This is a genomic window from Streptomyces sp. BK340 (genome assembly GCF_007827595.1).
Taxonomy (GTDB): Bacteria; Actinomycetota; Actinomycetes; order Streptomycetales; family Streptomycetaceae; genus Streptomyces.
This window is the reverse complement of sequence record NZ_VISR01000005.1, coordinates 33,297-58,552: the sequence shown is the minus strand read 5'-3', so window position 1 is coordinate 58,552 and position 25,256 is coordinate 33,297. Positions and strand designations below refer to the sequence as shown.

General features: G+C 72.7%; 24 protein-coding genes and 3 tRNA genes. 16 read left to right on the top strand and 11 right to left on the bottom strand.

Going from position 1 to position 25,256, the window contains the following annotated elements; genetic code table 11:
• The first annotated feature begins 144 nt into the window (after window positions 1-144).
• Window positions 145-231, top strand: a tRNA-Ser gene (locus tag FB157_RS12105).
• A 208-nt stretch (window positions 232-439) separates the two neighbouring features.
• Here the strand turns inward: FB157_RS12105 and FB157_RS12100 are convergent.
• Window positions 440-1,156 carry a SecDF P1 head subdomain-containing protein gene (locus FB157_RS12100; protein WP_145878818.1) on the bottom strand — a complete coding sequence of 239 codons (717 nt, stop codon included), beginning with the start codon at window positions 1,154-1,156 and terminating at the stop codon, window positions 440-442.
• The gene (locus tag FB157_RS12095; protein ID WP_145878816.1) at window positions 1,153-1,704 is read right to left on the bottom strand and encodes a SigE family RNA polymerase sigma factor; all 552 of its coding nucleotides are present in this window, start codon (window positions 1,702-1,704) and stop codon (window positions 1,153-1,155) included. The genes FB157_RS12100 and FB157_RS12095 overlap by 4 nt, the downstream gene beginning before the upstream one ends.
• A gap of 314 nt (window positions 1,705-2,018) precedes the next feature.
• Between FB157_RS12095 and FB157_RS47240 the strand changes: the two genes are divergently transcribed.
• Window positions 2,019-2,726: a hypothetical protein gene (locus FB157_RS47240; RefSeq protein WP_186581468.1), complete on the top strand. Its 708-nt coding sequence runs from the start codon at window positions 2,019-2,021 to the stop codon at window positions 2,724-2,726.
• Between the two features lie 31 nt (window positions 2,727-2,757).
• Here FB157_RS47240 and FB157_RS12080 read toward each other — a convergent pair whose 3' ends face one another.
• Window positions 2,758-3,630, bottom strand: coding sequence for a bifunctional DNA primase/polymerase (locus FB157_RS12080; RefSeq protein ID WP_145878809.1), 873 nt, complete (start codon window positions 3,628-3,630; stop codon window positions 2,758-2,760).
• 368 nt (window positions 3,631-3,998) lie between these two features.
• On the opposite strand from FB157_RS12080, the gene FB157_RS12075 reads away from it, so the two are divergent.
• From FB157_RS12075 to FB157_RS12040, 8 genes are all read left to right on the top strand, one after another.
• Window positions 3,999-4,310 carry a hypothetical protein gene (locus FB157_RS12075; protein ID WP_145878808.1) on the top strand — a complete coding sequence of 104 codons (312 nt, stop codon included), beginning with the start codon at window positions 3,999-4,001 and terminating at the stop codon, window positions 4,308-4,310.
• A gap of 201 nt (window positions 4,311-4,511) precedes the next feature.
• Window positions 4,512-5,663, top strand: a complete 1,152-nt coding sequence (locus FB157_RS12070) for an acyl-CoA dehydrogenase family protein (RefSeq protein WP_145878805.1) — start codon at window positions 4,512-4,514, stop codon at window positions 5,661-5,663.
• On the top strand, window positions 5,660-6,583 hold the full coding sequence (locus FB157_RS12065; protein WP_145878803.1) for a bifunctional MaoC family dehydratase N-terminal/OB-fold nucleic acid binding domain-containing protein: 924 nt from the start codon (window positions 5,660-5,662) through the stop codon (window positions 6,581-6,583). Before FB157_RS12070 ends, FB157_RS12065 begins: the two co-directional genes overlap by 4 nt.
• A 1-nt stretch (window position 6,584) precedes the next feature.
• A complete protein-coding gene (locus tag FB157_RS12060; RefSeq protein ID WP_145878802.1) occupies window positions 6,585-7,613 on the top strand; it encodes an acyl-CoA dehydrogenase family protein in 1,029 nt (342 codons plus the stop codon).
• Window positions 7,603-8,046: a MaoC family dehydratase gene (locus FB157_RS12055; RefSeq protein WP_145878799.1), complete on the top strand. Its 444-nt coding sequence runs from the start codon at window positions 7,603-7,605 to the stop codon at window positions 8,044-8,046. Before FB157_RS12060 ends, FB157_RS12055 begins: the two co-directional genes overlap by 11 nt.
• Complete coding sequence (locus FB157_RS12050) at window positions 8,043-9,209, top strand: lipid-transfer protein (RefSeq protein WP_145878797.1); 1,167 nt, start codon at window positions 8,043-8,045, stop codon at window positions 9,207-9,209. The genes FB157_RS12055 and FB157_RS12050 overlap by 4 nt, the downstream gene beginning before the upstream one ends.
• A 149-nt stretch (window positions 9,210-9,358) precedes the next feature.
• The gene (locus tag FB157_RS12045; RefSeq protein WP_145878795.1) at window positions 9,359-9,916 is read left to right on the top strand and encodes a SigE family RNA polymerase sigma factor; all 558 of its coding nucleotides are present in this window, start codon (window positions 9,359-9,361) and stop codon (window positions 9,914-9,916) included.
• A gap of 130 nt (window positions 9,917-10,046) precedes the next feature.
• Window positions 10,047-11,702: a long-chain fatty acid--CoA ligase gene (locus tag FB157_RS12040; RefSeq protein WP_145879403.1), complete on the top strand. Its 1,656-nt coding sequence runs from the start codon at window positions 10,047-10,049 to the stop codon at window positions 11,700-11,702.
• Window positions 11,703-11,796: 94 nt separating this feature from the next.
• On the opposite strand, the gene FB157_RS12035 is transcribed toward FB157_RS12040, so the two are convergent.
• Complete coding sequence (locus tag FB157_RS12035; protein ID WP_145878793.1) at window positions 11,797-13,005, bottom strand: MFS transporter; 1,209 nt, start codon at window positions 13,003-13,005, stop codon at window positions 11,797-11,799.
• Between the two features lie 126 nt (window positions 13,006-13,131).
• Between FB157_RS12035 and FB157_RS12030 the strand changes: the two genes are divergently transcribed.
• The gene (locus FB157_RS12030; RefSeq protein ID WP_145878791.1) at window positions 13,132-13,716 is read left to right on the top strand and encodes a TetR family transcriptional regulator; all 585 of its coding nucleotides are present in this window, start codon (window positions 13,132-13,134) and stop codon (window positions 13,714-13,716) included.
• 21 nt (window positions 13,717-13,737) lie between these two features.
• Here the strand turns inward: FB157_RS12030 and FB157_RS12025 are convergent, their stop codons facing one another.
• On the bottom strand, window positions 13,738-18,207 hold the full coding sequence (locus FB157_RS12025; RefSeq protein ID WP_145878789.1) for a PAS domain-containing protein: 4,470 nt from the start codon (window positions 18,205-18,207) through the stop codon (window positions 13,738-13,740).
• A gap of 264 nt (window positions 18,208-18,471) precedes the next feature.
• Window positions 18,472-19,017 carry an SSI family serine proteinase inhibitor gene (locus FB157_RS12020; protein WP_145878787.1) on the bottom strand — a complete coding sequence of 182 codons (546 nt, stop codon included), beginning with the start codon at window positions 19,015-19,017 and terminating at the stop codon, window positions 18,472-18,474.
• A 183-nt stretch (window positions 19,018-19,200) separates the two neighbouring features.
• Between FB157_RS12020 and FB157_RS12015 the strand changes: the two genes are divergently transcribed.
• Window positions 19,201-19,291, top strand: a tRNA-Ser gene (locus FB157_RS12015).
• Between the two features lie 227 nt (window positions 19,292-19,518).
• Window positions 19,519-19,591 (top strand) — tRNA-Arg (locus tag FB157_RS12010).
• Between the two features lie 93 nt (window positions 19,592-19,684).
• On the opposite strand, the gene FB157_RS12005 is transcribed toward FB157_RS12010, so the two are convergent.
• The 3 genes from FB157_RS12005 to FB157_RS11995 all read right to left on the bottom strand — a co-directional run bounded on the left by FB157_RS12005 (window position 19,685) and on the right by FB157_RS11995 (window position 21,603).
• Complete coding sequence (locus FB157_RS12005) at window positions 19,685-19,879, bottom strand: DUF1918 domain-containing protein (RefSeq protein WP_145878785.1); 195 nt, start codon at window positions 19,877-19,879, stop codon at window positions 19,685-19,687.
• Window positions 19,880-20,270: 391 nt separating this feature from the next.
• Window positions 20,271-20,804 (bottom strand): hypothetical protein, encoded by a 534-nt coding sequence (locus FB157_RS48340; RefSeq protein ID WP_261386279.1) that lies wholly within the window; start codon window positions 20,802-20,804, stop codon window positions 20,271-20,273.
• 259 nt (window positions 20,805-21,063) lie between these two features.
• Entirely contained in the window at window positions 21,064-21,603 is a 540-nt protein-coding gene (locus tag FB157_RS11995; protein ID WP_145878784.1) for a hypothetical protein, read from the bottom strand.
• A 150-nt stretch (window positions 21,604-21,753) separates the two neighbouring features.
• Here FB157_RS11995 and FB157_RS11990 point away from each other — a divergent pair, with 150 nt between their 5' ends.
• Window positions 21,754-21,960 (top strand): hypothetical protein, encoded by a 207-nt coding sequence (locus FB157_RS11990; RefSeq protein WP_145878783.1) that lies wholly within the window; start codon window positions 21,754-21,756, stop codon window positions 21,958-21,960.
• A gap of 131 nt (window positions 21,961-22,091) precedes the next feature.
• Here FB157_RS11990 and FB157_RS11985 read toward each other — a convergent pair whose 3' ends face one another.
• On the bottom strand, window positions 22,092-23,054 hold the full coding sequence (locus tag FB157_RS11985; protein WP_261386278.1) for an XRE family transcriptional regulator: 963 nt from the start codon (window positions 23,052-23,054) through the stop codon (window positions 22,092-22,094).
• Window positions 23,055-23,426: 372 nt separating this feature from the next.
• Here FB157_RS11985 and FB157_RS11980 point away from each other — a divergent pair, with 372 nt between their 5' ends.
• Window positions 23,427-24,191: an alkaline phosphatase PhoX gene (locus tag FB157_RS11980; RefSeq protein WP_145878781.1), complete on the top strand. Its 765-nt coding sequence runs from the start codon at window positions 23,427-23,429 to the stop codon at window positions 24,189-24,191.
• A 116-nt stretch (window positions 24,192-24,307) separates the two neighbouring features.
• Here FB157_RS11980 and FB157_RS11975 read toward each other — a convergent pair whose 3' ends face one another.
• Window positions 24,308-24,799 carry a helix-turn-helix domain-containing protein gene (locus tag FB157_RS11975; protein WP_145878779.1) on the bottom strand — a complete coding sequence of 164 codons (492 nt, stop codon included), beginning with the start codon at window positions 24,797-24,799 and terminating at the stop codon, window positions 24,308-24,310.
• An 81-nt stretch (window positions 24,800-24,880) separates the two neighbouring features.
• On the opposite strand from FB157_RS11975, the gene FB157_RS11970 reads away from it, so the two are divergent.
• Window positions 24,881-25,234: an HGxxPAAW family protein gene (locus FB157_RS11970; RefSeq protein ID WP_145878777.1), complete on the top strand. Its 354-nt coding sequence runs from the start codon at window positions 24,881-24,883 to the stop codon at window positions 25,232-25,234.
• Window positions 25,235-25,256 lie beyond the last annotated feature (22 nt).

Below are 25,256 nucleotides of genomic sequence, written 5' to 3'. Positions count from 1 at the left end.
GCGCGCAGGGGCGCGGCCCCTCGGGAAAGTCCCGTCGGCCCGGCACAGGATCGGCCGACGGCACCTCCTGAGCGGACCACGCCCCACGCCGCGCTCCGCTCCCGGTACGCTGTACCCGCTCCGACCCCGGGTGGGCGGAGGCGAGGTGGGTTGCCCGAGCGGCCTAAGGGAACGGTCTTGAAAACCGTCGTGGCAGCGATGTCACCGTGGGTTCAAATCCCACACCCACCGCTGTGCAGGTCAACAGACGTGCTGGTCAGAAGGGGTGCCCCTCCGATGAGGGGCACCCCTTCCGCGTGCACCCAGTCTCACCCCGACTCGTCCAAGTCCCGGCTTCGACAGGTGCGTTGGGCCGCCCTGAAGGATCTCGGCGCAGAAACGAAAGAGCGGAAAGAGCGGGAAGGCGCGTTGCGGCGCTGCCTTCGTGCCGCCACGGGGGTCACCTGCCGGTATCCAGCCGGAGGGCGAGGTCGTGGGCGGTGGCGCTGGTGAGGTCCCCGGCGAAGGGCCCGACGATTTCGAGACGGCCACCGGTGATCGAGGAGGTCACGTAGGGCATGCCCCAGAGCTTGCCGTCGATGACGACGGCGAATTCGTTGCGCGGGGACGGGTCCGCGGCGATGGAGCCGGTGAGGGCGGCGAAACGGGTCCGGTCGGTGGAGCTGAGGGACACCTCGACCTGCCAGGTGCCGTCGATGCTGCTCTTCTCGGCCTTCGCGGAGGTGACACGGACGTCGGTCATGCCCCTGGACCGGTCGGCGCGGACGCAGAACGCCGGGTGGGTCGCGCTCGCCCGCACGGTGTAGCCGCCGCTGCCACGGGTGCAGGCGTGCTCCGTGGACGAGGTGACCGGCAGGATGGACATCAGGGCCGCCTTCTCGGCGTTCGCAGTGCCCCCTGCGCCGGGCTGTACCTCGTGCGCGCGCTGGGTCGCGCCGTCCGGGACGGTCACCCAGGCGGTGGCGGCCACGGCGGCGGCGGCGATGCCCACCCCGGCGCGGGCCAGCCGCTGCCGCCGCCGGGCGTCCCGCAATGCGCCGTCGGCCAGGCCGACCAGATAGGCACCGGCGGCATTACCTCCGCTCTCCCGGACATGGGAGTGCAAGGCATCGTGCAGCAGCGTTTCATGCGGCTGGTGTTCGGTCGAGTCGGTCATGCGACGACGCCCCTTCCGGAGGCAGTGGAGGAGGCGGCGGCCGACGGCCCTGCCTCGGCCAGGGTGGTGCGGAGGGAGGCGAGGGCCTTGTGGGTCTGGCTGCGGACCGTCCCCTGGGCGACGCCCAGAATTGCGGCGATCTCGGTGTCCGGCCGGTCCTCGAAGTAGCGCAGCACGATCACCGCGCGCTGGCGCCTGGGCAGCCGCCGCAGCGCGGCCATGATGTCCTGTCGCTGGACCACGGTGTCGGCCCAGTCGGCGGCCTGCGCGGACGGCTGGTCCGGCAGGGTGTCGGTGACCGTCTCCCGTCCCCAGCTGAGCAGTCGGAAGCGGTCCACGTGGGCGTGGTAGAGCGCCCGGCGCACATAGGTCTCCGGGTGCTGCCGGTCGCGCAGCTTCGACCAACGCCGAGCGGTGGAGGCAAGCGCGGTCTGGAGCAGGTCGCGGCCCTGCTCCCAGTCCCCGGTCAGCAGGTAGGCCGTGTGCAGCAGCGATCTCGACCGCGCCGCCACGAACTCGCGGAACTGGCGTTCCTCGTCGGCGTTCAATGTGCCCTCCCTCGTTCCCCCGTAAAGACGGGTACGGAAGAGGGTTCGACTGCCCTGCCGGTCTGACTTTCTCCGCCACGACGCTGCCGGGCTCCTCGCGCGGAGCGTCGTGCCGGTTCATGCGGCCCGGTCCTGCCGCGGGGAGGGGCTCTTCGGTCCTGGCCTGTGCACGTCACATGGTCCGGGCGTGGTGACGGCACTGTCCCGAGTCCGTGACACGGGTTGCTCCGGTGCTGCGGTGAGCACGGGCAGGGCGTTACGGTCCCGATCGGAGCGGCCGACCGGGCCGCCCGTGATCAGGGGGGACGTCCCGGATGAATGCCCATCGCCTCAGACCCGTTGCCGTCGCGCTCACTGCCGTAGCGCTGGCCGCCGTACTCACCGGATGCCAGGGGGACGACACCGCCGCGGGGGCCTCCGACGCGCCGAAGGCCGGGGCCACGGCCGGTTCGACGGCACCCGGCACGGCAGGGGGCACCGGCAAGGGCACCGGCACCGGAAGCGGCAAGGGCACCGGCACCGGCAAGAGCGGCGGAAGCACGGCGGGTTCGGGCGCCACTGCGGCCGCGACGCCCGCCGGCAAGGGCACGGGCACCGGATCGGGCACAGGATCGGGCACCGGATCGGGCAAGACCGCGGCGCCGGCCGCCGACTGCGTCACCAAGGCGCCGGACCCGGACCACTACGACCCGGACGAGTTCGCCCTGTACCGCATCGAGGAACTCCCGGGCAGCACCGGCAAGGTGAACCTCGTCATCCAGCACGGCGCCTGGGGATGCGCCGACAAGGACAGTGACGGCAAGCCGTTCGTCGTCAGCGGTGAGGAGGCCCGCTGGGCCATGGACCAGGCCGCGTACGTCACCGCCACCAACCCCGTCACCGGCAGCAGCACGAACCAGCGCATCGGCGTGGGGGAGCTGATGGACTGGGTCAAGGCGCATCCCGACTCCGGCCTGGTGTTCAAGTACGAGACCGGCGCCGACGGTTCCATCGACCGGCTGGAGCAGGTCTACACGCCGTAGGCATCCCGTCCCCCGCCCCGGTGCCCCCGCCTCACGCCCGGCGCCCCGTCATCCGGGCCGCCGACGCGATCGTCGCGCGGGCCTCGCGCTCGGACAGGCCGGTGTGCACGGCCGCCTCGACCAGGGGGTCGAGCAGGGCGGGGCCGAGCCCGTTCTCGTAGGCGCGGCAGGCCGCCCAGAACAGGCGGGTGTTGCGCTGGCCCGCGTGTGCGGTCAGGACGAACTGGACCAGGCCGCGGCCGTGGTCGGTGGTGGTCGTGGCCGCCGGGTGGGTGGCGCGGGGCGGGGGCAGCAGCAGGCGCAGCAGGGCCGGCGGGCAGACGGCGGGGGCCAGGTGCGCGGTGCCGGGCGCGGCCGCGTAGGCGCCGTGGGCGGTACGGGAGCCGGGGCCCACGAGGTAGCCGCCGGCGCCCCGGATGTCGATGCCCGGGGCCAGCCGGCCGGCCGAGTTGGGGACGACGACGTCCGGCGGGCCGGTCAGCCACAGGTGGCGGCCGCCGCTCGGGGTGAGGACGACGACCGTCTCGGGGATCGTGAACAGGTGTCGCAGGGCCAGTTCGCGCAGTGCGGCCGAGGAGTCCGTGCCGGACTTGGTGTCGAGGTCGACGCCGATGAGGTGGTGCGGGGGCAGCCCGCAGGCGATGCCGTAGCCGGTGGCCCAGGGCGCGGCGGCGAACAGTTCGCGGATGCGGAGCGGGTCGGTGGAGGCGTCGTACACGCCGTGGCCGAATCGGCCGCACTCGCCGTGACAGGGCGGCCCCACCGGTTCCGGGGCGTCGCGGTGCGGGGAGCGCAGGGCCGGGAGTTTCGTCCGGGACAGGGGGATGACGGCCAGTCCGCGTTCGGCGGCTGACAGGGCGTGCGCGAGGGCCAGCGTCGTGGCCTGCCGGTCGGTGGTGGCCATGCCTCCATGTTCGTACTCATGTTCGAAAAAGGGAAGAGGGGGCCGTGTCGGCGCGCCGGGCCGGGAAGGTTGGCCGGAAACATGCCGGAACGATTCACCTCTTGCGGCCCTTGATGGGCGAAGGTCTGGTCTGTGCCGTGTTGTGGCGTGTGGTGACCAAAGATGGCGATAGGGGTTTATCGACTTGTCATCACGCTTGCGTGCGAATCGGGTCTTACGAGGTGGTTCGCCAGGGTTCGGTGGGCAACTCTGGATGCGCGACGTCGTTCACGAAAGCCCGAGGCGGTCGGCCGACTGCCTTGGTGCAAGCCTCAATTGACGCATCCTCGGCCTCGGCGCCGAGAATGTTCTGTTCTGGAGGAACAAACATGGCAAGCATCCGTACCGCCCGCGTTCTCGCCGCCGTCTCCGCTCTTCCGCTCGCAGCCGCCCTCTTCACCGGTGTCGCTGCCGCGGACAACGGCGCCTTCGCGGACAACGGATCGAACGCCGGCGTGGCGAGCATCATCGGCAGCGGTGTCGGCCACGACAACAGCGGAAACTCGTCCACCACCCAGCAGAACGCGGTCGGCTCCGGTGCCTCGAACCAGAGCAACACCGCACAGGTCAACCGTTCGGCCTGGACAGCCCTCCAGCAGGGCAACGAGAACGTCGCCGTCCACTTCACCAACCTGTGGTGAGCCGGGGGCGGGGCCCCTCTCGCTGAGGGTCCTCGTGGGGTGTGCTTCGGGGTCGTAACGCGTCTGCGCGGCGGTGCTTCGGTGCCGCCGCGCAGGCGTTTTCCGGTGCGCGGTCCCGGGCGGGCGACCTTGACAGGGAGCAGCATCTGACGGACAGTCAGAAATCGTCCCGTCAGGCAAGCGAGGCCGGGAGGGCCCGCCGTGCACCTCGCCCCCACCGAGCGGCAGCAGCGGCTGCGCGCCGAACTCCGCGCCTACTTCCGCACCGTGATGCCCGAGGCGGGTGAACCGGCCGACGGGCGCGCCCTGTTGCGCCGCATCGGCGCCGACGGCTGGCTGGGACTCGGCTGGCCGGCCGAGTACGGCGGCCAGGGGCGGGGCGCGGACGAGCAGTTCGTGTTCTTCGACGAGGCGTACCGGGCCGGTGCCCCCGTCTCCATGGTCACGCTCAACACCGTCGGGCCCACGCTGATGAAGTACGGCAGCGAGCGCCAGAAGGCCCACTTCCTGCCCCGGATCCTCGCGGGTGACCTGGTCTTCGCGATCGGCTACACCGAGCCCTCCGCCGGCACCGACCTCGCCTCGCTGCGGACCCGGGCCGTACGGGAGGGCGACGGCTGGCGGATCGACGGGCAGAAGATCTTCACCTCGGGCGCCCAGCACGCCGACTGGATCTGGCTCGCCTGCCGCACCGACCCGGACGCGCCCAAGCACCGCGGCATCTCCCTCCTCCTCGTCCCCACGGACGCCCCGGGCTTCTCCTGGACACCGATCGAGACCGTGGGCGGGCAGACGACGACGGCCACGTACTACGACGGTGTCCGCGTCCCGGCCCGGAACCTGGTCGGCGACGAGAACGAGGGCTGGTCGCTGATGACCAGCCAGCTCAACCACGAACGGGTCGCGCTCGCCGCCATCGGCATGCAGGCCGAGGAGTTCTACGCGGCGGCGCTCGCCGCCGCACGTACCCCCGATCGGGTGACCGGCAGGCGCCGGATCGACGAGCCGTGGGTGCGTTCCCGGCTGGCCGAGGTGCATGCCCGGCTGGCGGCATCGCGCCTGCTCAACTGGCGTCTGGTGGGGGACGTGGGGGCGGGCCGGCCGGCCCCCGGCGACGCCAGCGCGGTGAAGGTCGCGGGAACGGAATCGGCTGTCGCGACGTATCGCATGTGTCAGGAGATCGTCGGAGATGCGGGACTCGTCCGCTCGGGATCACCGGGGGCGTTCGAGGGCGGCGAACTGGAGCGGCTGAACAGGGCGGCACAGATCAACACGTTCGGGGGCGGGGTGAGCGAGGTGCAGCGGGAGATCGTCGCGACGATGCGGCTCGGGATGACGAGGGGGCGGAGGTGAGCGAGCGGACGGACGAGGTGGGCAGGCGGCTCAAGACCTACGAGGGCAGGCCTGCCGCCGTCGCCGGCGTGGGCAGGGACCCGGTGAACGCGCCGATGATCCGGCACTGGTGCGAGGCGATGGGCGACACCGGCCCGGCGTACCGCGGACCTGACGCCGTCGCCCCGCCCACCATGCTCCAGGCGTGGACGATGGGCGGCCTCTCGGGCCACCAGGGCCGCGCCGGCGCCTACGACGAACTCCTCGCCCTGCTGGACGAGTCGGGCTGTACGTCGGTGGTGGCCACCGACTGCGAGCAGGAGTATCTGCGGCCCCTGCGCCCGGGCGACGAGGTCACCTTCGACGCGGTGATCGAGTCGGTCTCCGACCGCAAGACGACGAAGCTGGGCACGGGGTACTTCGTCACGACCCGCATGGACGTGCGGGTGGAGGGCGAACTCGCCGGCACCCACCGCTTCCGCATCCTCAAGTACGCCCCGGCCCGCCGCACACCCCCGGCCGAGCGCCCCCGGCGCCCCCGCCCGGTGGTCAACCGGGACAACGCCGGCTTCTGGGAGGGCGTGGCCGGGCACCGGCTCCTCATCCAGCGCTGCACGGGCTGCGGCACCCTGCGCCACCCCTGGCTGCCGGGCTGCAACGCCTGCGGCTGCCCGGACTGGGACACGGTCGAGGCGAGCGGCGAGGGCACGGTCTACTCGTACGTGGTGATGCACCACCCGCCCTTCCCGGCCTTCGATCCCCCTTACGCGGTCGGCCTGATCGAACTGGCCGAGGGTGTGCGGATGGTGAGCAACGTGGTGGGGGTGCCGTACGACAAGGTGCGCATCGGCCTGCCGGTCCGGGCGGAGTTCATGTCCTGCGAGGACGACGGGGGAGCACTGGTCCTGCCGGTCTTCCGGGTCGTCGAAGGCGAGGCGTGACATGGACTTCACCCCCACCGAGGCCCAGGCCGAGGCCCGTGACCTGGCCGCGCGGATCTTCGGCGACCTCGCCGGCCACGAGCGGCTGAAGGCCGCCGGCACCGGCAGCGACCCCGAGCTGTTCAAGGCCCTGTGCACGGCGGGCCTGGTCGGCGCCGTGACCGAACTGGGCCTGCTCGGTCTCGTGCTGCTCCTGGAGGAACAGGGGCGCACGACGGCTCAGGTGCCCTATGCGGCGACATGCGTGCACGGCCTCCTGGCGGTCGCCTCCCACGGCACGCCCGAGCAGCGGGAGCGGCTGCTGCCGGGCATCGAGGACGGCTCGGTGGTGGTCGCCGGGGCGCTCTCGGCACCGGGTGTACGGGCCGCAGCACGAGGCGAGCTGACCGGCTCCGTCCCCGTCGTCCCCTGGCTCCGGGACGCCACCCACGTCCTGGTCGCCGACGCCGGCCGGCACCTGTGGCTGGCCCCGCTCGGCGAGGGCACCGCGCTCACCCCGGTGGAGCTGACGGCGCCCTGGTCCGCGGCCCGTCTCACCCTCGACCGCGCCCCGGCGGAACCTCTCGGCGGCCCGGGCACCGACGCCTTTGCCGACGTCCTCGCCACCGCCCGCACCGCCTTCGCCGGACTTCAGGCAGGGGTGTGCGCCGGGTCGCTGGCGCGGGCGGTGGCGCACACGAACACCAGGGAGCAGTTCGGGCGCCCGCTCGCCACCCGGCAGGCGGTCCAACTCCGGGCGGCCGACGCCCACCTGGACACCGAGGCGATACGGGTGACGGCGTACGAGGCCGCCTGGCGCCGGGACGCGGGGCTGCCGTACGCCACGCACGCGCTGACCGCCGCCTGGTGGGCCTCCGAGGCGGGGCAGCGGGTCGTGCACACCGGCCAGCATCTGCACGGCGGTGCCGGGGCCGACCTGGACCATCCGGTGCACCGGCACTTCCTGTGGGGCAGGCAGCTGGACGCCCACCTGGGAAGCGGGGCCGAAGTACTGCAGGAACTGGGGGAGCTGATCGCACATGGCGAGTGAGACGCGGACACCGCGGCCGGTGGCGGGCGCCCAGCTGCCGCCGCTGGAGATCCCGATCACCCGCACGCTGATCGTCGCCGGGGCGATCGCCTCCCGGGACTACCAGGACGTGCACCACGACGCGGAGCTGGCCCGGCAGAAGGGCTCCCCCGACGTCTTCATGAACATCCTGACGACGAACGGGCTGGTCGGCAGGTACATCACGGACCACTTCGGCCCCCGCGCGGTGCTCCGCAAGGTCGCCATCAGACTGGGGGCGCCCAACTATCCGGGGGACACGATGGTGCTGACCGGCAGGGTCGAGGCGGTGGACGGCGACACGGCGACGGTGCGCGTGGTCGGGGCCAACGCCATCGGCCGGCATGTGACCGGCACGGTGACGGTCGTCCTCCCGGCACCGTCCTTCGTGCCGGGCGGGGAGGCCGCGTCATGAGCGTGCGCACCCGGGACTCCCTCGGCGGCCGGGCGGCGATCGCCGGTATCGGGGCCACCGAGTTCTCCAAGGACTCCGGCCGCAGCGAGCTGCGGCTGGCGGTGGAGGCGGTGGGGGCCGCGCTGGACGACGCGGGGCTCACCCCGGCGGACGTGGACGGTCTGGTGACGTTCACGATGGACACCAGCCCGGAGATCACCGTGGCCCAGGCCTGCGGGATGGGCGAGCTGTCCTTCTTCTCCCGCGTCCACTACGGCGGCGGGGCGGCCTGCGCGACCGTCCAGCAGGCGGCGCTCGCGGTGGCGACCGGCGTGGCCGAGGTGGTGGTCTGTTACCGGGCCTTCAACGAGCGGTCGGGCCGCAGATTCGGCGCGGGCGTGCAGCACCGGGAGCCGTCGGCGGAGGGCGTGGCGCTCGGCTGGGCGCTGCCGTTCGGGCTGCTCACCCCGGCCTCCTGGGTGGCGATGGCGGCCCAGCGGTATCTGCACGCCCACGGGCTGACCCCCGAGGTGTTCGGGCACGTGGCCGTGGTGGACCGGAAGTACGCGGCGACGAACCCGGCGGCCTACTTCCACGGCCGCCCCATCACCCTCGCCGACCACACCGCCTCCCGCTGGATCGTGGAGCCGCTGAGGCTGCTGGACTGCTGTCAGGAGACCGACGGCGGCCAGGCCCTGGTGGTGACGTCCGTCGAGCGGGCCCGGGACCTGCCGCATCCGCCAGCCGTGATCGCGGCGGCGGCCCAGGGCGCCGGCCGCGCGCAGGAGCAGATGACCAGCTTCTACCGCGACGACCTGACCGGCCTGCCGGAGATGGGCGTGGTGGCCCGTCAGCTGTGGCGGACGTCGGGACTGGACCCGGCCGACATCGACGTGGCGATCCTGTACGACCACTTCACACCGTTCGTGCTGATGCAGCTGGAGGAGTTCGGGTTCTGCGGGAAGGGGGAGGCGGCTGATCTCGTGGCCGAGGAGCGGCTGCCGATCAACACGCACGGGGGCCAGCTCGGGGAGGCCTACCTGCACGGGATGAACGGCGTGGCGGAAGCGGTGCGTCAGCTGCGGGGCACGGCGGTGAACCAGATACCGGGGGCAGCCCGGACCCTGGTGACGGCCGGCACCGGGGTGCCGACGTCGGGGCTGGTCCTGGCGGCCGACGGGTGAGCGTCCTCAGGGGGGAACCCGCAGACGCTGTCACCCCGCAGTCCACCTTCAGTAGGTGTAGGCGACCCCACCCCTACAACCTGAGGGGGACGCCGCTTCGGGACCTGGGGCCGATCCGCCGGAGTGCGGTCCGCTCCTAGCGTGGAGCCATGACCACACTCGTCTGCACCAGCGCCTCGGCCGCCGCCGCACCAGCGCGGCAGACCCACGCATACCCGTCGTTCTCCTCGTACGTGAGGGCCCGCCAGCCGGTCCTGCTGCGTACCGCGCGCTCACTGACCGCGAACCCGAGCGACGCCGAGGACCTGCTGCAGACCGCGCTCGCCAAGACCTATGTGGCGTGGGAGCGGATCGAGGACCACCGGGCGCTCGACGGCTATGTGCGCCGGGCCCTGCTGAACACGCGGACCTCGCAGTGGCGCAAGCGCAGAGTGGACGAGTACGTCTGCGACGAGCTGCCCGAGCCGGAGCCCGTCCCCGGCGAGGACGACCCGGCCGAGCGGCAGGCGCTGCACGACGCCATGTGGCGCGCGATCACCAAGCTGCCCGCGCGACAGCGGGCGATGGTCGTCCTCAGGTACTACGAGGACCTCAGCGAGGCCCAGACGGCGGAGGTGCTCGGAGTCTCGGTGGGCACGGTGAAGTCCGCGGTCTCCCGGGCCCTGGGCAAGCTGCGCGAGGATCCCGAGCTGGGACTGGTGCGCTGAGGGGCTGTCAGGTAATTCCGGCTGCCTCTGGGCCTCAGTTTCGCTCCCCCTAGTGACATACCGCGCGGTATGTGCGCAGAATCAGCGCAACCTCTACTCCCGCGTAGGCAATGTCGCCATGGAGGACGCCGTGCTGAGCACCATGCAGGACGTACCGCTGCTGATCTCGAGGATCCTGACCCACGGGGCGACGGTCCACGGAACGTCGCGGGTGAGCACCTGGACCGGCGAGGGTGAGCCGCAGCGCCGCACCTACGCCGAGGTCGGCGCCCGTACGGCCCAGCTGGCGCACGCCCTGCGGGACGAACTCGGCGTCCGGGGCGACGACCGGGTCGCGACGCTGATGTGGAACAACGCCGAGCACGTCGAGGCCTACTTCGCGATCCCCTCCATGGGCGCGGTGCTGCACACCCTCAACCTCCGCCTCCCGGCCGAGCAGCTGGCGTGGATCGTCAACCACGCCGCCGACCGCGTGATCATCGTCAACGGCTCGCTGATCCCGCTGATCGCGCCGCTGCTGGGCAAGCTGCCGACGGTGGAGCACATCGTCGTCTCGGGCCCCGGTGACCGTTCCCCGCTCGACGGCGCGACCGCACGGGTGCACGAGTACGAGGAGCTGATCGCCGGCCGGCCCACCGCCTACGATTGGCCCGAGCTGGACGAACGCCAGGCCGCCGCGATGTGCTACACCTCCGGCACGACCGGCGACCCCAAGGGCGTGGTGTACAGCCACCGTTCGATCTACCTGCACTCCATGCAGGTGAACATGACCGAGTCGATGGGTCTGACCGACCAGGACACCTCGCTGGTCGTGGTCCCCCAGTTCCACGTCAACGCCTGGGGCCTGCCGCACGCCACCTTCATGAGCGGCGTCAACCTGCTGATGCCCGACCGCTTCCTGCAGCCCGCCCCGCTCGCCGAGATGATCGAGGGGGAGCGCCCGACGCACGCGGCCGCCGTCCCCACCATCTGGCAGGGCCTGCTCGCCGAACTCACCGCCCGCCCCCGGGACGTCTCCACCCTCGGCCAGGTCACCATCGGCGGCGCCGCCTGTCCGCCCGCCCTGATGGCTGCCTTCGACAAGCTCGGCATGCGGGTCTGCCACGCCTGGGGCATGACGGAGACCTCCCCGCTCGGCACGGTGGCCCGCCCGCCGGCCCACGCGGTCGGCACCGAGCAGGAGTTCGCGTACCGCGTCACCCAGGGCCGCTTCCCGGCGAGCGTCGAGGCCCGCCTCACCGGCCCCGGCGGCGAACGCCTGCCCTGGGACGGCGAGGCGGCGGGCGAGCTGGAGGTGCGCGGCCCCTGGATCGCGGGCGCCTACTACAACGGCCCCGACGCCGAACCGCTGTGCCCCGCCGACAAGTTCAGCGAGGACGGCTGGCTGAAGACCGGTGACGTCGGCACCATCTCCGCCGAGGGCTTCCTGACGCTCACCGACCGCGCCAAGGACGTCATCAAGTCCGGCGGCGAGTGGATCTCCTCGGTCGAGCTGGAGAACGCGCTGATGGCCCACCCGGATGTCGCCGAGGCCGCCGTGGTCGCCGTACCCGACGAGAAGTGGGGCGAGCGTCCGCTGGCCACGGTGGTCCTCAAGGAGGGCTCCAGCGCGGACTTCGAGACCCTCCGCACCTTCCTCGCCGAGGAGGGGAAGATCGCCAGGTGGCAGCTCCCCGAGCGCTGGACGATCGTCGAGTCGGTGCCGAAGACGAGCGTGGGCAAGTTCGACAAGAAGGTGCTGCGCCGGCGGTACGCGGAGGGGGAGCTGGACGTCACCAGCCTCTGAAGCCGCTGACCGAGCACGCCAGCGGCCGCTGACCGAGGAGGTCACCGGCCGCTGACCGGACGAGGGACGGGCGGCCGTACGGCAGGCGCGGGCCTCAGCGCCGTACCGCCGTGGTCGCCCATCCCAGCACCAGCCACACCCCCGCCACCGCGCTGACCCCGCCCCAGCCCCAGTGGCTGAAGGCCAGGCCCGCCAGGGTCGAGGCGAGGGCGCCCCCGGTGAAGCCGGCGACGACGTAGGCGGTGTTGGCGGTGGCCGGGGCGGAGGTGGTCGTCAGGGCCAGCGTCTGGTTGGCGACATGGGAGGCGACCAGGGCGGCGTGGATCGCGACGGCGGCCACGAACAGCGCGGCCAGTACCTGCCCGCCGAGCCAGAACAGCGGCACGGACACGGCCGCGAGGAGATACGCGGACCGTACGACCTTCGCGGCGCCGAAGCGGTCGACCAGACCGCCCGCGAGCGGGGCCACCGCGGTGGCCGTGAGGCCGAAGAGGCCGAACAGACCGGCGGTCGCGGTGGACAGGCCGTACGCCGGGCCGGTCAGCAGCAGGCCGAGCGAGGTCCACAGGGCGCTCCAGGCACCGAACATGCCGGCCTGGCGTATGCACGCCCGCCACAGGTCCGGCGAGCGGCGGACGAGTCCGGGCAGCTCGGCGATGCCCGAGAACAGCGCTCCCGTGCGGGGGCGCCGCTCCGACGGCAGGGCCAGTGCGGTGGCCAGGCCCAGGACGAGGGTCAGCGCGCCGGACCCGGCGAACACCCAGCGCCAGCCGAAGGCCTGCCCGGCGAGTCCGCCGACCACCCGGGCGCCGACGATGCCGGTGAACAGCCCGGCGATGACGGCCGCGACATGGCGGGCGCGGTGGTGGGCGGGGGCGCGTTCGGCGACCAGCGGGACGAGCAGCTGGGGGATGACGGTCGCCGCCGCGGCGACGAATACGGCGACCGCGAGGGTGGCGGTGCCGGGCGCGGCCGCGCCGAGCCCCAGCGCGGCGGCGGTGGCCACCGAGAGCAGGGCGACCAGCGGGCGCCGGTTGACGCGGTCCCCGAGCGGGGCGAAGAAGAGCAGGCCGGCCGCGTAGCCGAACTGGGCGACCGAGGCGATCCAGGTGACGGCCGCGGGAACCGTGCCGAAGTCGTGGGCGATCAGGGGGAACAGCGGGGCCGCGAGATAGATGTTGGCGGCCGTGACGGCGGTGCAGACGGCGATGAGCAGGAGGAAGAGCCGCCCGGAGGCGGGCTGTTCCGGGGCGGGGACCCGGACCTCGGGCGCCCGGTGGGTGGTGCTGGTCGCTGACGGCATGGGCGGAGCTACTCCTTTGAGCCGGCTCTAACAACTAACTGGTTGGTTGGATGCCTCAACAGAGTGCGCCTTCCCGGAATTCCCTGTCAACCAAACGGTTGGTTACAAGGGCGGTACGCTGCCCGCATGGCAGCAGTCAGGGACCCCGAGGCCACCAGGGCCCGCATCTTCGACGCGGCGGTCGCCGAGTTCGCCCGGCACGGCGTCGCGGGCGCCCGCATCGACCGCATCGCCGCCGAGGCCAAGGCCAACAAGCAGCTGATCTACGCCTACTTCGGCAACAAGGCGGAGCTGTTCACGCAGGTCCTGCAGAAGTCGATGCTCGATCTGGCCGTCGCCGTCCCCGTCGACCCCGATGACATGGAGGGCTGGGTCGACCGTGTGATCGACTACCACGCCGCCCATCCCGAGGTGCTGCGCCTGCTCTTCTGGGAGGGCCTGGAGTACGGCGCGAACGCCGAACTGCCCGACGAGAGCGCGCGCCGGGAGCACTACCGCAAGAAGATCGACGCGCTGCGGGACGGCCAGGACCGGGGTGTGATCACCGACGCGATCCCGGCCCGCGACCTGCTCTTCCTGCTCATCGCCCTGGCCAACTGGGCCGCCGTCGTCCCCCAGATGCGGCGCATCGTGGTGGGCGCCGAGGACACCGACCGGGACCGCCTGCGCGCCTCGATCCGAGAAGCGGCCCGGCGGCTGATCGCACGCTGATCCCGGCGCCCGGGGGACGGGCTAGTTGGTCCCGATCCGCGAGAGCAGGTCGACGATCCGGCTCTGCACCTCGTTGCTGGTCGACCGCTCCGCGAGGAACAGCACCGTCTCGCCCGAGGCCAGCCGCGGCAGGTCGGCCGGGTCGACGGCGGCGGTGTAGACGACCAGCGGGGTGCGGTTGAGCTGGCCGTTCGTGCGCAGCCAGTCGATGATCCCGGACTGCCGCCGGTGCACCTGCATCAGGTCCATCACCACGAGGTTGGGCCTGAGCTGCCCCGCCAGCGTCACCGCGTCGTTGTCGCTCGCGGCCCGCGCCACCTGCATGCCGCGCCGCTCCAGCGTCGACGTCAGCGCGAGCGCGATCTCCGCGTGCTCCTCGATCAGCAGCACCCGCGGCGGATGCTGCTCGCTGTCGCGCGGCGCCAGCGCCTTCAGGAGTACGGCGGGATCGGCGCCGTACGCCGCCTCGCGCGTCGCCTGCCCGAGCCCGGCCGTGACCAGCACCGGCACCTCGGCGGCGACCGCCGCCTGGCGCAGCGACTGCAGCGCGGTACGGGTGATCGGCCCGGTCAGCGGGTCCACGAACAGCGCGGCCGGGAAAGCCGCGATCTGCGCGTCGACCTCCTCGCGGGAGTGCACGACGACCGGCCGGTAGCCGCGGTCGCTCAGCGCCTGCTGGGTCGTCACGTCCGGAGCGGGCCACACCAGCAGCCGGCGCGGATTGTCCAGCGGCTCCGGGGGCAGCTCGTCGTCCATCGGCTGCGGCCGCGGCATGTCCGCGATCTCGACCGCCCCGCCGGGACCGTCCAGCGGCTCGGGCCCCTCGGCCGCGTTCGCGTCCGGAGCGCCTATGGCGTACGACCGGCCGGCACCCTCGGTGGCCGGGGCGAGCCGGGACTGCCCCGCGAGCGAGGGCTGCGCGGGCACCGGTTCGGCCGGCGGATGCGGACGGGCCGCCTGCTCCGGCTGCGGTTCCTGGCGCGCGGCCGGGTCGGGCGGCGTGCCCAGCTTCCGCCGGCGGCCGGAACCGCCCGGCGCGTGCGGGGGCGGGGTCGCCGTCGGCTGCTGCACCTGAGCGGCCTGCCGCGCGAACGGCACGCCCTGCCCCAGCGTGCGGACACTGATCGCCCGGCCCTGGGTGGAGTTGGGGTCGACCGCAGGCTCCGCGGCCTCTGCGGGCAGGGGCTGAGCCGCCGCCCGCCGGACACCGGCGTGTTCCGGCGGGAGCGGGGTGCCGGGTGCCGGGGTGCCGGTCTGCGGTGCCGGGACGCCCGCACCGGAGGTGTCGTCGGCGCCGGGCCACTGCTCGGGGACGGCGGCGGCAGCGGGGGTGCCTGCGGCCGGCGTCGGCGCACCCTGGCCAGCCGGCACCTGACCGGGAACAGCCTCCGCGGGGAGCGGCTGACCGGGCTGGGGCGCGGCCGGGGTGCCCGCGGACGGGGTGGTCTGTGCCGCCGGGGTGGGGGCGGCGGGGAGCTGCTGCGCCTGTGCCGGCACGGGCTGGACTGGTGCCGGCTGTGCGGGTACGGGCTGGCCCGGCGCCACCTGCGCCGGAACCGGCTGACCAGGCGGAACCGGCACGCCCTGACCGACGGTGCCCTGCGCGGGCACGGCCACCGGCTGCCCGGGGGCGGCCTGTACCGCTGCACCGGGCTGAGCGACGACGCCGGGCTGAGCCACGACGCCGGTGGGCGCCGTGACGCCGGCCGGAGCGACGACGCCGGGCTGGCCCGCGGCCCCCGCCGGCGCGCCCGTGGCCTGCGCCGGAATCCCGTGCCCCGGGGCCGGGTGGCCCGCCGCGACTTGCGCAGCCTGCGGAACCTGGCCGGGCTGCACCGGCTGCCCGGGAGCGGTCGGTACGGGAGTCGCCTGAACCGGGAGCGCCGGAACGGCCTGGCCGGGGGCACCGGGAGCGGCAGCGGCCGCCGGGGCCGCCGTCTCCATGGGCTCGCCCGGATGGGCCACGGCCCGGCGACGTCGGCCGGTCGGTGCGGTCGTGGGGTGTGGCTGGGGCGGGGTGTGGTCCTCGGCCTGGTCGAGCGGTACGGCGTCGTGCCGGCCGTCGTCGCCGGGAACTCCCTGCGCGGCCTCCCGCACCTGCCCGGGAAGCGGGACATCCGGGCCCGGGGCCACGGCCGTCCCCGCACCGGCCGCCGAGTCGGCGGATTCGGGTGCACGGTCGGCCTCGGCCGGGGGCAGCGCGAAGACCGTACGGGCTCCCGCCTCCTGTGCGGCGGCCCGCTCCGCGGCGGCGGCCAGCGCACGCCGGCGGCGCCCGGTCGGCTGCTCGTCCGCGGCCGCCTCGGCGGCAGCGGGCTGCGCGGTCCCGGTACCGGCCGCGGGCAGCGCGGGCGGCAGGGCGGCCTGCGGTGCGCCGGAGTCCCGCCGGGCCCGGCGGCCCGTGGGTACGGGCACACCCTGCGGCGGCACGGCGCCGCCGAGTCCGGTGCCCGTGGCTGCGGTGCCCGCGGCATGCTCGGCCGCGGTCATCACGGCACCCTCGGACACGCCGTCCTGCTCCGTACCGGTGTCGGTCTCGGCGGACCGTCCGCGCCGTCGCCCGGTCCCGCCGGAAGCGCTCTCCGCAGCCTCGTCGATGACCGGAGGAGCCGCCTCGACGGCGGCCACCGCACGCCTGCGCCGCCGCCCGGTCGGCACGGACGCCTCCGCCCCGCCGTCACCGGACTCGGCGGGCGTGTCGCTCTCCAGGAAGGCGTCGGTGGAGGCCCGCCGGGCCCGCCGCCGACCGCCTCCGTAGGTGTGCTCGGCGGTTCCGGCAGCGTCGGCAGCGGTGTCCTCGGGGTCCGCTGCCTGACCGGCGACCGCCCCGGCGCCACCACCGAGCGGCACTTCGAGGACGTACGCGCTGCCGCTCATGCCCGGCACCTCGTGCGTCTGCAGCACACCGCCGTGCGCCCGGACGATCCCGCGCACCATCGGCTCGTGCACCGGGTCTCCCCCGGAGTACGGCCCGCGCACCTCGATACGCGCGACCTCACCGCGCTGCGCGGCCGCGACCACCACGGTGTTGTCCAGGTAACCGCCTGCGGACACGGGCGTGTTGCCGGTGGCGTCGACGCCCGCCACGTCCGCGACGAGATGCGCGAGCGCGGTGGCGAGCCGCTGCGGGTCGACCTCGGCCTCGATGGGCGGTGCGTGCACGGCGAACTGGACGCGGCCCGGCCCGATCAGCTCGACGGCCCCGTCCACACCGGCGGCGACGACGGCGTCGAGCATCACCTTCGTACGGTTGATGTCCTCGGTGCCCGCGTCCAGCCGCTGGTAGCCGAGGACGTTGTCGATGAGGGTGGTGATGCGCGAGTAGCCGGCCGAGAGGTGGTGCAGCACCTGGTTGGCCTCGGGCCACAGCTGCCCGGCGTCGTCCGCGGCCAGGGCGGACAGCTCGCGCCGCAGCTCGTCCAGCGGTCCGCGCAGGGACTGCCCGAGCAGCGTCAGCAGCTGCTCGTGCCGCCCGGAGAGGGCCTCGTACCGGTCCTTCTCCCGCTCGGCGAGCGCGGCGTACCGCTCCTCGCCGGCCGCCAGCTCCTCCTGGTGCTGCTCGCGCAGTTCGTCGACCTCGGTGACGTGCTTCTGGCGCAGCGCGGTCAGGTCGGAGGCGTGCTCCTCGGAGAGCCGCTCCAGCTCCTCGGCGTGCGCCTTCTCCTGCGCGTCCTTCTCCTCGGCGAGGGCGTCGTACGGCCGCCGATCCGTGAAGGTCATGACGGCGCCGACGAGCTGGTCGCCGTCGCGCACGGGGGCGGTGGTCAGATCGACCGCGACCTTCTTGTCGCCCTTGGACCACAGCACCTGCCCGCGCACCCGGTGCTTGCGCCCGGAGCGCAGGGTGTCGGCGAGCGGGGACTCCTCGTACGGGAAGGGGGAGCCGTCGGGGCGGGAGTGCAGCACGAGGGTGTGCAGCTCCTTGCCGCCCAGCTCACCGGCCCGGTAGCCCAGTATCTGGGCGGCGGCCGGATTGACGAGCACGATCCGTCCGTCGGTGTCGGTGCCCACGACACCCTCGGACGCGGCCCGCAGGATCATCTCGGTCTGCCGCTGCGAGCGGGCCAGCTCGGCCTCGGTGTCCACGGTCCCGGACAGGTCCCGCACGACGATCATGAGCAGCTCGTCGCCGGTGTAGCCGTAACCGTCGTACGCCTGCTGCCCGTTCTCCAGGTTCGCGCTCGTGACCTCGACCGGGAACTCCGACCCGTCGGTCCGCCGCGCGATCATCCGCGTGGGCTTGGTCCGCCCCTGCGGATCCATGTGATCGGGACGCCGCATGGAGCCGGGGATGAGCCGGGAGTCGAACTGCGGCAGCAGATCGAGCAGCCCCCGCCCGACGAGGGCGGTGCCCGGGGCCTCGAAGGCCTCCAGGGCGATGGTGTTGGCGTTGACGACGGTTCCGTTGGCGTTGACCAGCACCAACGCGTCGGGCAGCGCGTCGAGTATGGCTGCGAGGCGAGCAGCGCCTCGGGATGGCCTGCTGCTCACGAGACGCTTCCTCCCTGTTACCGCTTTCCGACCGCTCGGGCCATCTTGCCAACCGGCCCGCAGCGTGTCACGCGAGGGAGTCTAAGGGCACGGGTTGCGCTCGCGACGCCGGATGAGAGGGAGGTCGCACGAGGAAGTGACGGCGAACATGTGACCGTATGCCCGGTGGGCACCCCGCTTCCGGCTCCGGCTCCCCAGGACCTTCGCGGGACCTTTACGAGGCCGCTGATTCCGCCAAGAAACACCTGAGGAGCACCGAAGCCCCTACTGGAGCGAATCCGAGGGCGAACCCGAGGCCGAACCGACCCTCGGCAGCAGGGGCACCATCCGGTCCCACCGCCCGATCTCGCACCCGTTGCTGCGGTCGTACGAGGCGTCGACCGGGCGGCCCGCCCAGGTGCCGGTGACGTGGGCGGTGGCCGGGCCGCCGTAGAGCATGGTGCAGCTGCTGCCGGGGGCCACCGGGGCGAAGGTGTCCCGCCCCCAGTGCGTGTTCGAGTCGAGCACCCGGCAGGCCCCCGCTACGTCCGGGTGATTCCCGGCCCCGGGATGACAGGACACCTCGTACGTCCCGTCCCGCCCCGCGCCGGCGTGCTCCACGACGACGGTGAGGTGATCACCGGCCCGGTCCTCGGGCCGCACGGGTGGGGGCAGGGCGGGCGCGGCGGGCGCGGGGTGCGCGGCAGCGGCGGCGGGTACGGCGGCCGGGCCGGCCAGCGACAGGGCCGAGAGCGAGACCGAGGCGGCAGCGGCGGCGGTGCGGGACGCCACCAGTGCGCCCCGCGGGACGACCGACAGGACAGAGACCATGCCCTGCCCAACGCTCGCGCCCCCCGGACGTTGCGCCGGGCCCCGGACCTGCCGCCCCGCCGGGCGAAGCCCTTTGCCCTGCGGCCCCCGCGCCTAGTACCGTGGGACCCGATTGGTGACAGCACGCTCGACTGTGTCATCATCTGCACGCACCAATCGCGCGCTCGCGTGAGTGGTTGTGCTGGAGGCGTCGCCTAGTCCGGTCTATGGCGCCGCACTGCTAATGCGGTTTGGGCCTCAAAGCCCATCGAGGGTTCAAATCCCTCCGCCTCCGCACCGATCCCGAAGCCCCGGTCCCCAGGACCGGGGCTTCGGCGTTCCCGGGGTGTTCCGTGGCCGGTCCCGGACCGCCCGAGGATCTTCCTCATCCCCGCCCGATCGGCGTTTTCGCAGGTCGCAAGGGGTGTGCGAATCGGATTTCACATGGCGGCGGCAGTCATGTAATGTTCTTCCTGTCGCCGCGAGCGGGCCGAAAGGGCCGGAAGCGAAGACAAAAAATAAGCACTCGTAGCTTAACGGATAGAGCATCTGACTACGGATCAGAAGGTTGCAGGTTCGAATCCTGCCGAGTGCACAACAGTTCAGAGGCCCTGTGGAGCGATCCACAGGGCCTCTGGCTTTTGCCTTGACGGCAGTTTTGACGGCAACCGCCGGGGCAGCGCGCTGTCTAGTCGTCGGAGCCGAAGGGACGGACAACAGTGTCCGGGCCTGGACTCATCAGCGTCTCGTGCCCGTCTTCGAAGCGGACTCGGTAGGGAGGCCCCCCATCCAGCCCGAGCACCTCGATGATCTCTGCGGTGCGATCGTGCTGACCCACGATCCGACCGTGAACAAGAATCCTGTCACCGACACTGGCCTGCACGCTGTTCACCTTTCAGTCGCTGTCCTCCACTGCCCTTCCCCGCGGATCGCTGGGTCGCAACGACGAGTGCCGTCAGTTCGACCTAACCGGTGAGTGCGGAGCCGATCAAACGGCTGCGAGGACGCCGGCCGCGCCGTCGTCATCGTCCGGCCTGTTGTCGTCACCCCGGAGTGCGTCCCCGACGCGGTCGAAGGCTCCGTGTCGGGGTCGGCGACCCGGACCGCGCGAATGTCCAACAGCGCGGCAAGGCACGGTCGGCGGCCTCCCGCAGCTGGTCGGCGCGGCTACGCAGGATCAGACCCCACCGGCCCGCAGGGCGGGCCGCACGATCCGCCACGTACCAGCGGGCCGGGTGCTGACCTGGTCAGCGGTGGGCGTCTCGCTGTGTCGCTCAGAGACCGCCGATCTTTACCGGAAGCTTCTGAAGCGTGGCGACCACGGTGTCAGGGGCGTCCGGGTCGACCAGGTCGACCGGGTTCTGCAGTTGGTACAGGTCACCCCTCGGCGGGTACTGGGTGAGGTTGCCGATGAGTTTCGCCGGGTCCTTCGTCGTCAGGACCAACGGCTCGTCGCCGTTGCCCGACTGTTCGACGATCATGGCGAAGTCCAGGACCATGATGTGCTCGTACTTGGGCGGGAACTGCTGGGTCAGCCGCAGCAGGCTCTTCGGATCCGCGTCGATATCGTTCTGCTCGATCACGATCGACCCGTGATGCCCGTCGTCGCTGGGCAGTTCGGCGCTGATCCTGAAGCCGATCGTCCTCATCCGCACGCTGTCGACGGGGTCGTCGGGGTTGACGTCGATGCGGTGCTTGATACCGCCTCTGAAGTCCACGGAGACCAGCGCGGTCCGGATCCGGAGCGGGCTGTTGATCGCGAGCATGCTGCACGGGATCTCAGCGCCGATGGGGGGCAGCTGGGGCATGTGGGTCCTTCGTCGCGTGGGGGATGCCTTTCGAACGCACCCACTCTCGGACGGCGCCCACGTCGAAGCGCGAGGACCACACCGTGCGAACACCTGATCTCACACGCTCAGACCAGTTCGAAGGCGCGGGCGTCGGATCCGGCTGCCCAGGCCCTGCCGCCGGACGCGCCCGAGACGGCAAGCCGCTGGTCACCCGACCATCCAACCTCGCTCCGGAAGCGGTGGCGGGCGTGGCGGCCTTGTCCCTGAGGCCGTGTCCTCAGACACCGCCCTCTGCCGGCACACGGAACACCGGGCCTCGGGCACCCAGCAGCCCGGGCACGGTCTGCCACAGGTCTGCCGCGTTCGCCCGCTCCCATTCCGCGGTCGCCCGGGACTGCGCCCACTGGGCCACGGCCACCGGAACCAGCATGAGGGGCGGCATCAGCTGATGCGATACCAGGCCGACGAGCATCATCCAGCCGACCGCTCCACCCACGAGTCCGGCCGTGCGCCGTAGCGACAGCCGCTGCGCCGCGTCCTGGCCGGTGCGCGGCTGTTCTTCGGCGCTGTCGATCCGCGCGGCATGCTCGTACGTGCGGCGAAGCCGGGCGGGGAGACGGAGGCGCAGCGGCAGCAGCACCAGGCACACAAGAGCCACCGCGACGGCTCCCACCAGGAGGGTCTCCAGCCGGTGAGCCGTGCCGATCAAGAGCAGCAGCAACCCTTCGGACAGCACCGCGCTCGCGCCCATCATCAGTGAGCACGTCCGCTGGAAGTACACCACCCTGATCAGCCCGGGTCTGGCATCCTCGGTCATCGTCCCAGCTCTCTGCCCGTACACCCGCACGGGCAGAGATGATCCAACGCCGTGTGGAACGGGGCGTCAACGGGCCGCGTGTCAGAACATCGTCAAGACTTCAGAGGTTGATGGCCCGGGAGAGATCCGGGGCCGCTGTGGCGTGACCGCATGGACGAAGCCCGGATCAAGGTGTACGGCTCGGCCACGGAAATCACCGTCGCAGCCAACGCCGCGGGACTGCGGGAGCCGGCCGAGCGGCTCATCGTCCTCGCCGGTCCCGAGCTCCGCAGCGGCTACCACGAGCACCTCGACGGCGGTACCGACCTCGAAGACGGCTCGATCAGCCTGATCCTGGAACGCGATGACAAGCTGTAGAGCCGGGCTGCGCCGGTGCTTGGGCACCGGCATGGACCTGCCCTCTCGCGAGCCTCCTAGGACTGACGGGCAAGGGCCCGGAGGCAGCCCCCGGGCCCTGCGCCGCGCGTTCCAGGACGCCGTAGTGGAGATCAGGGCTGGATCGAGCCCTCGGGCGAGCACTCCATCGCGTGGTACTTCGGGATCGTGCCGCAGATGGTGACCGTGGTGGGCGGCGCCTCGTCGGTCACGGCGAGCATGCTCGTGTACGTGTCGCGGTCCACCCGGATCGTGGCGGACTGCTGGAGGTCGTACTTGTCCTTGATGGTGACGGAGTCGCCCACCGCGCCGTTCTCGATGCGGCCCCAGACCGAACCGCAGGCCCGGCTGTAGCGCAGCTCTATGTGCATGCCGCGCAGCCAGGTCTCCCGGGCGGTCGTCGCGTCCCACTGGCAGTCCATGGCCTGGGGGTCGCGCCGCAGGCAGGTGTCGTGGGAACAGCCGGCGCGCGGTGGCTTCGGGCTGTGCTGGGTGAGGTTCTCCCCGCTGGAGGCGGAGTCCGTGCCGCCCGAGCGGGAGGTGGCCTGCACTCCGGTGAGCACGGCCACGGTGACCAGGCTGCCCGCGAGGGCCCCGGTGGCGACGAGCCCGGCCCGGCGCAGGTTGGTCCGCCAGGTCCGGGTGGTGTCTTTCCCGTCCCGGTCGGCGGGCGCGGGCTCGGACTCCGACTCGGAGGCCGGTTCCGGTGGCGGACCGTCCACCGTGGTGTCGTCCGCCGGGGCCTTGTCGGCGGAGGTCCCGGCGGGCGGCCGCGCTTCGGGAGGACTCTCGTCCACCGCCGTCTCGTCCCCGAAGTCCCCCGCTCCCGTGGCTTGTTCCAACAGCCCCGTCAGATACTCCGCGTCCGCCTCCATGACGGCCGCGAACTCCTGCAGGGCGACCGAGGTCGGCAACTGCTTCCCGTTCAGGAAGCGTTCCCAGGACGAACGGCTGTAGTGGGTCCTGTCGGCCAGCCGCCCGAAACTGAGCCCGGACTCCTGCTTCAGCCGCCGCATCTCGGCGGCGAGCCGCTCTCTGCCGGACGGCTCGCCGCCACCCCCCTGATCACCAGACACCTGCTGTCCCCCCTGTTTCAGTCACGATCAGTTTTCGGTCACTATCAGTGCAGTTGAGCGGGGAGATTATCGCGCGTAGGTGAAGGGGACGATCAGCCGCGCGGGCGTGACTCTCCCCTCTTACGGTGTCCCTCATCACCCTCGCCCCGGCCGTCTCAGAGAGGTCCCGCCCGTTCGCGGGACGTCGTCGGCCGTCTCGGGACGCCTCGCGCCCGGGCAACTCCCGTCCGCCGACCGGGCATTCGAGGCCGCGAGCCCCCGCAGCCGTTCGGCCGGGCTGCCCGCCCGCCGCGTTCGCGCGACGCGGGCCGCTCGTCCTCACTCCTGGCCGGCCCCTGGCCCCAGCGGGCCAACTCCCCTTTGGTGGCGAACATGTCAGTGCAAGATCCTTCGTTCGACGAGGTCGTGGCCGCCTCCGTGTCGCGCCGCCACGTCATGGCCGGCGGCACCGCGGCCCTCGCCGCCTTCCTCGGCCTCTCCGCCCCCGCCCCCGCCTCCGCCGCCGCGCGGCCGGAGCCGAAGGCCGAAGCGAGCGGGCGCCTGGGCTTCGCCGCGGTCCCGGCGAGCACGGCGGACACCGTGACCGTGCCGGCGGGCCACTCGGTGCAGACGCTCGCGCCGTGGGGGCAGCCGGTGCGCGGACACAGCCCGCGCTGGCGCGCCGACGGCGGCAGCGGCACCGCCGAGCAGGCCGTGCAGATCGGTACGCACCACAGTGGGGTGCACTTCTTCCCGTACGACGACGGCCCCCGCGGCAACCGGCACGGGACGCTCGTGATCGGGCACGAGGCCACCGATGCCACGCTGCTGTTCCGCGACGGCGGTGCGGAGATGACGCGGGAGAAGGTCGCCAAGTCCCTCGCCGCGCAGGGCCTGAGCGTGCTGGAGGTGCTCCGCCGTGCCATGCGTCTGCCGAGGAGCCCGGCCAGCAGGCCGGGCTGGGCGAGGGCGAGCACCAGTCCCAGCTTGATGCGGGTGGGGGTGGGGGTGGGGGTGGAGCCGAGGTCCGGCTGCAGCGTCACGCCGCTGACCACCAGCCCCGCCAGACCGGTCCAGATCGGGACGTGGAGGCGGGCCGTGCTGGTGAGGGCGTCGTGCAGGGTGCACCGGCCGGTCAGCCACAGGAGTGCCCAGTAGTCGGCCGTCAGGGCGGCTCCGAAGCCGAGGACGAGCGAGGCCAGGTGGGCGAAGAGCGCCACGGTGTGCGGGGCGGCGTCCACGTGCAGGTGCGCGGATATCCAGAGGAGGGGGGCTCAGCACTCCTCCTCCGGGTCGTTCCGGTTCAGCTTCTCCAGGTACTCGTGGGCCAGTGCCGTCGCCCGGGTGAACCAGTCCGTGATGACCGCCAGCTCCGTCGGGGAGTAGTCGGCGAACAGGGTCGTGAGGCGCTGGTAGTGGCCCGCGTACACGGCCTCAACGCGGGTCACGGCGGCCGGTACGGCGGCCACGCGCACCCGGCGGCGGTCCGCGGGGTCGGGGCGGCGGGTGACGTAGCCGGCGCGTTCGAGGCGGTTGAGGATGCCGGTCACCGCGCCCGTGGTCACGTGGGCGCGGGCCGCGAGGTCGCCGGCCGTGAGCAGGTCCTCGCCGGCCTCCAGGACGAAGGCGAAGCAGGTCAGGTCGGTGACGTTCAGTCCCAGCCGCCGGGCCAGTTCCTGCTGTCCGATCAGGTGGGCGGCGATGAGGTGGTCCATCGCCGACAGCGCCTGGCCCGGGGTGGCGGGCGGTCGGGGTGTGCCGTCCATCTTTCGGAATCCCTTAGCTCGTGAGATGTTCGGGTGGTAAATGTCTTAGCCCGTGAGGGATCTTGCCCCGGAGGCGGTTCCATGAGTCTGTACGACGAGGGTCACACGATCGCCGGTTGGACCGGCGTCGCCATCGCTGCGGTCGGAAGCAGCGGGGTGGGGCTGGGGGTGTGCACAGCCTCCCTGCCGGCCGTCGTGGGCGGACTGGTGATCGTGGCCGTGAGCGCCCTGGTCACCTGGCTCCTCCACCTGTCCGGCTGGGGCAAGCCGCCGGGCGTGCGGCCACGTGACCAGTGGGGGATGCGGGTCCGCGACACCCGGGCCCGGCAGGGACACGCCGCCTGTGTGGCGTGCCGGCTGGCGGGGCGGGGGCGGAGCGCGGTGAACGCGGCGCCGGTGGCCGTGGCGCAGGGCGAGGTGCGCGCCGAGTCGTAGGACCCTCCCGGCCGCCCGCGGG

Excerpts from the sequence above, each read along its gene's own strand:
- FB157_RS12100 (WP_145878818.1), bottom strand. The coding sequence starts at position 1,156 with ATGACCGACTCGACCGAACACCAGCCGCATGAAACGCTGCTGCACGAT.
- FB157_RS47240 (WP_186581468.1), top strand. The coding sequence starts at position 2,019 with ATGAATGCCCATCGCCTCAGACCCGTTGCCGTCGCGCTCACTGCCGTA.
- FB157_RS12080 (WP_145878809.1), bottom strand. The coding sequence starts at position 3,630 with ATGGCCACCACCGACCGGCAGGCCACGACGCTGGCCCTCGCGCACGCC.
- FB157_RS12075 (WP_145878808.1), top strand. The coding sequence starts at position 3,999 with ATGGCAAGCATCCGTACCGCCCGCGTTCTCGCCGCCGTCTCCGCTCTT.
- FB157_RS12060 (WP_145878802.1), top strand. The coding sequence starts at position 6,585 with ATGGACTTCACCCCCACCGAGGCCCAGGCCGAGGCCCGTGACCTGGCC.
- FB157_RS12055 (WP_145878799.1), top strand. The coding sequence starts at position 7,603 with ATGGCGAGTGAGACGCGGACACCGCGGCCGGTGGCGGGCGCCCAGCTG.
- FB157_RS12050 (WP_145878797.1), top strand. The coding sequence starts at position 8,043 with ATGAGCGTGCGCACCCGGGACTCCCTCGGCGGCCGGGCGGCGATCGCC.
- FB157_RS12045 (WP_145878795.1), top strand. The coding sequence starts at position 9,359 with ATGACCACACTCGTCTGCACCAGCGCCTCGGCCGCCGCCGCACCAGCG.
- FB157_RS12035 (WP_145878793.1), bottom strand. The coding sequence starts at position 13,005 with ATGCCGTCAGCGACCAGCACCACCCACCGGGCGCCCGAGGTCCGGGTC.
- FB157_RS12030 (WP_145878791.1), top strand. The coding sequence starts at position 13,132 with ATGGCAGCAGTCAGGGACCCCGAGGCCACCAGGGCCCGCATCTTCGAC.
- FB157_RS12020 (WP_145878787.1), bottom strand. The coding sequence starts at position 19,017 with ATGGTCTCTGTCCTGTCGGTCGTCCCGCGGGGCGCACTGGTGGCGTCC.
- FB157_RS48340 (WP_261386279.1), bottom strand. The coding sequence starts at position 20,804 with ATGCCCCAGCTGCCCCCCATCGGCGCTGAGATCCCGTGCAGCATGCTC.
- FB157_RS11995 (WP_145878784.1), bottom strand. The coding sequence starts at position 21,603 with ATGACCGAGGATGCCAGACCCGGGCTGATCAGGGTGGTGTACTTCCAG.
- FB157_RS11990 (WP_145878783.1), top strand. The coding sequence starts at position 21,754 with ATGGACGAAGCCCGGATCAAGGTGTACGGCTCGGCCACGGAAATCACC.
- FB157_RS11980 (WP_145878781.1), top strand. The coding sequence starts at position 23,427 with ATGTCAGTGCAAGATCCTTCGTTCGACGAGGTCGTGGCCGCCTCCGTG.
- FB157_RS11975 (WP_145878779.1), bottom strand. The coding sequence starts at position 24,799 with ATGGACGGCACACCCCGACCGCCCGCCACCCCGGGCCAGGCGCTGTCG.
- FB157_RS11970 (WP_145878777.1), top strand. The coding sequence starts at position 24,881 with ATGAGTCTGTACGACGAGGGTCACACGATCGCCGGTTGGACCGGCGTC.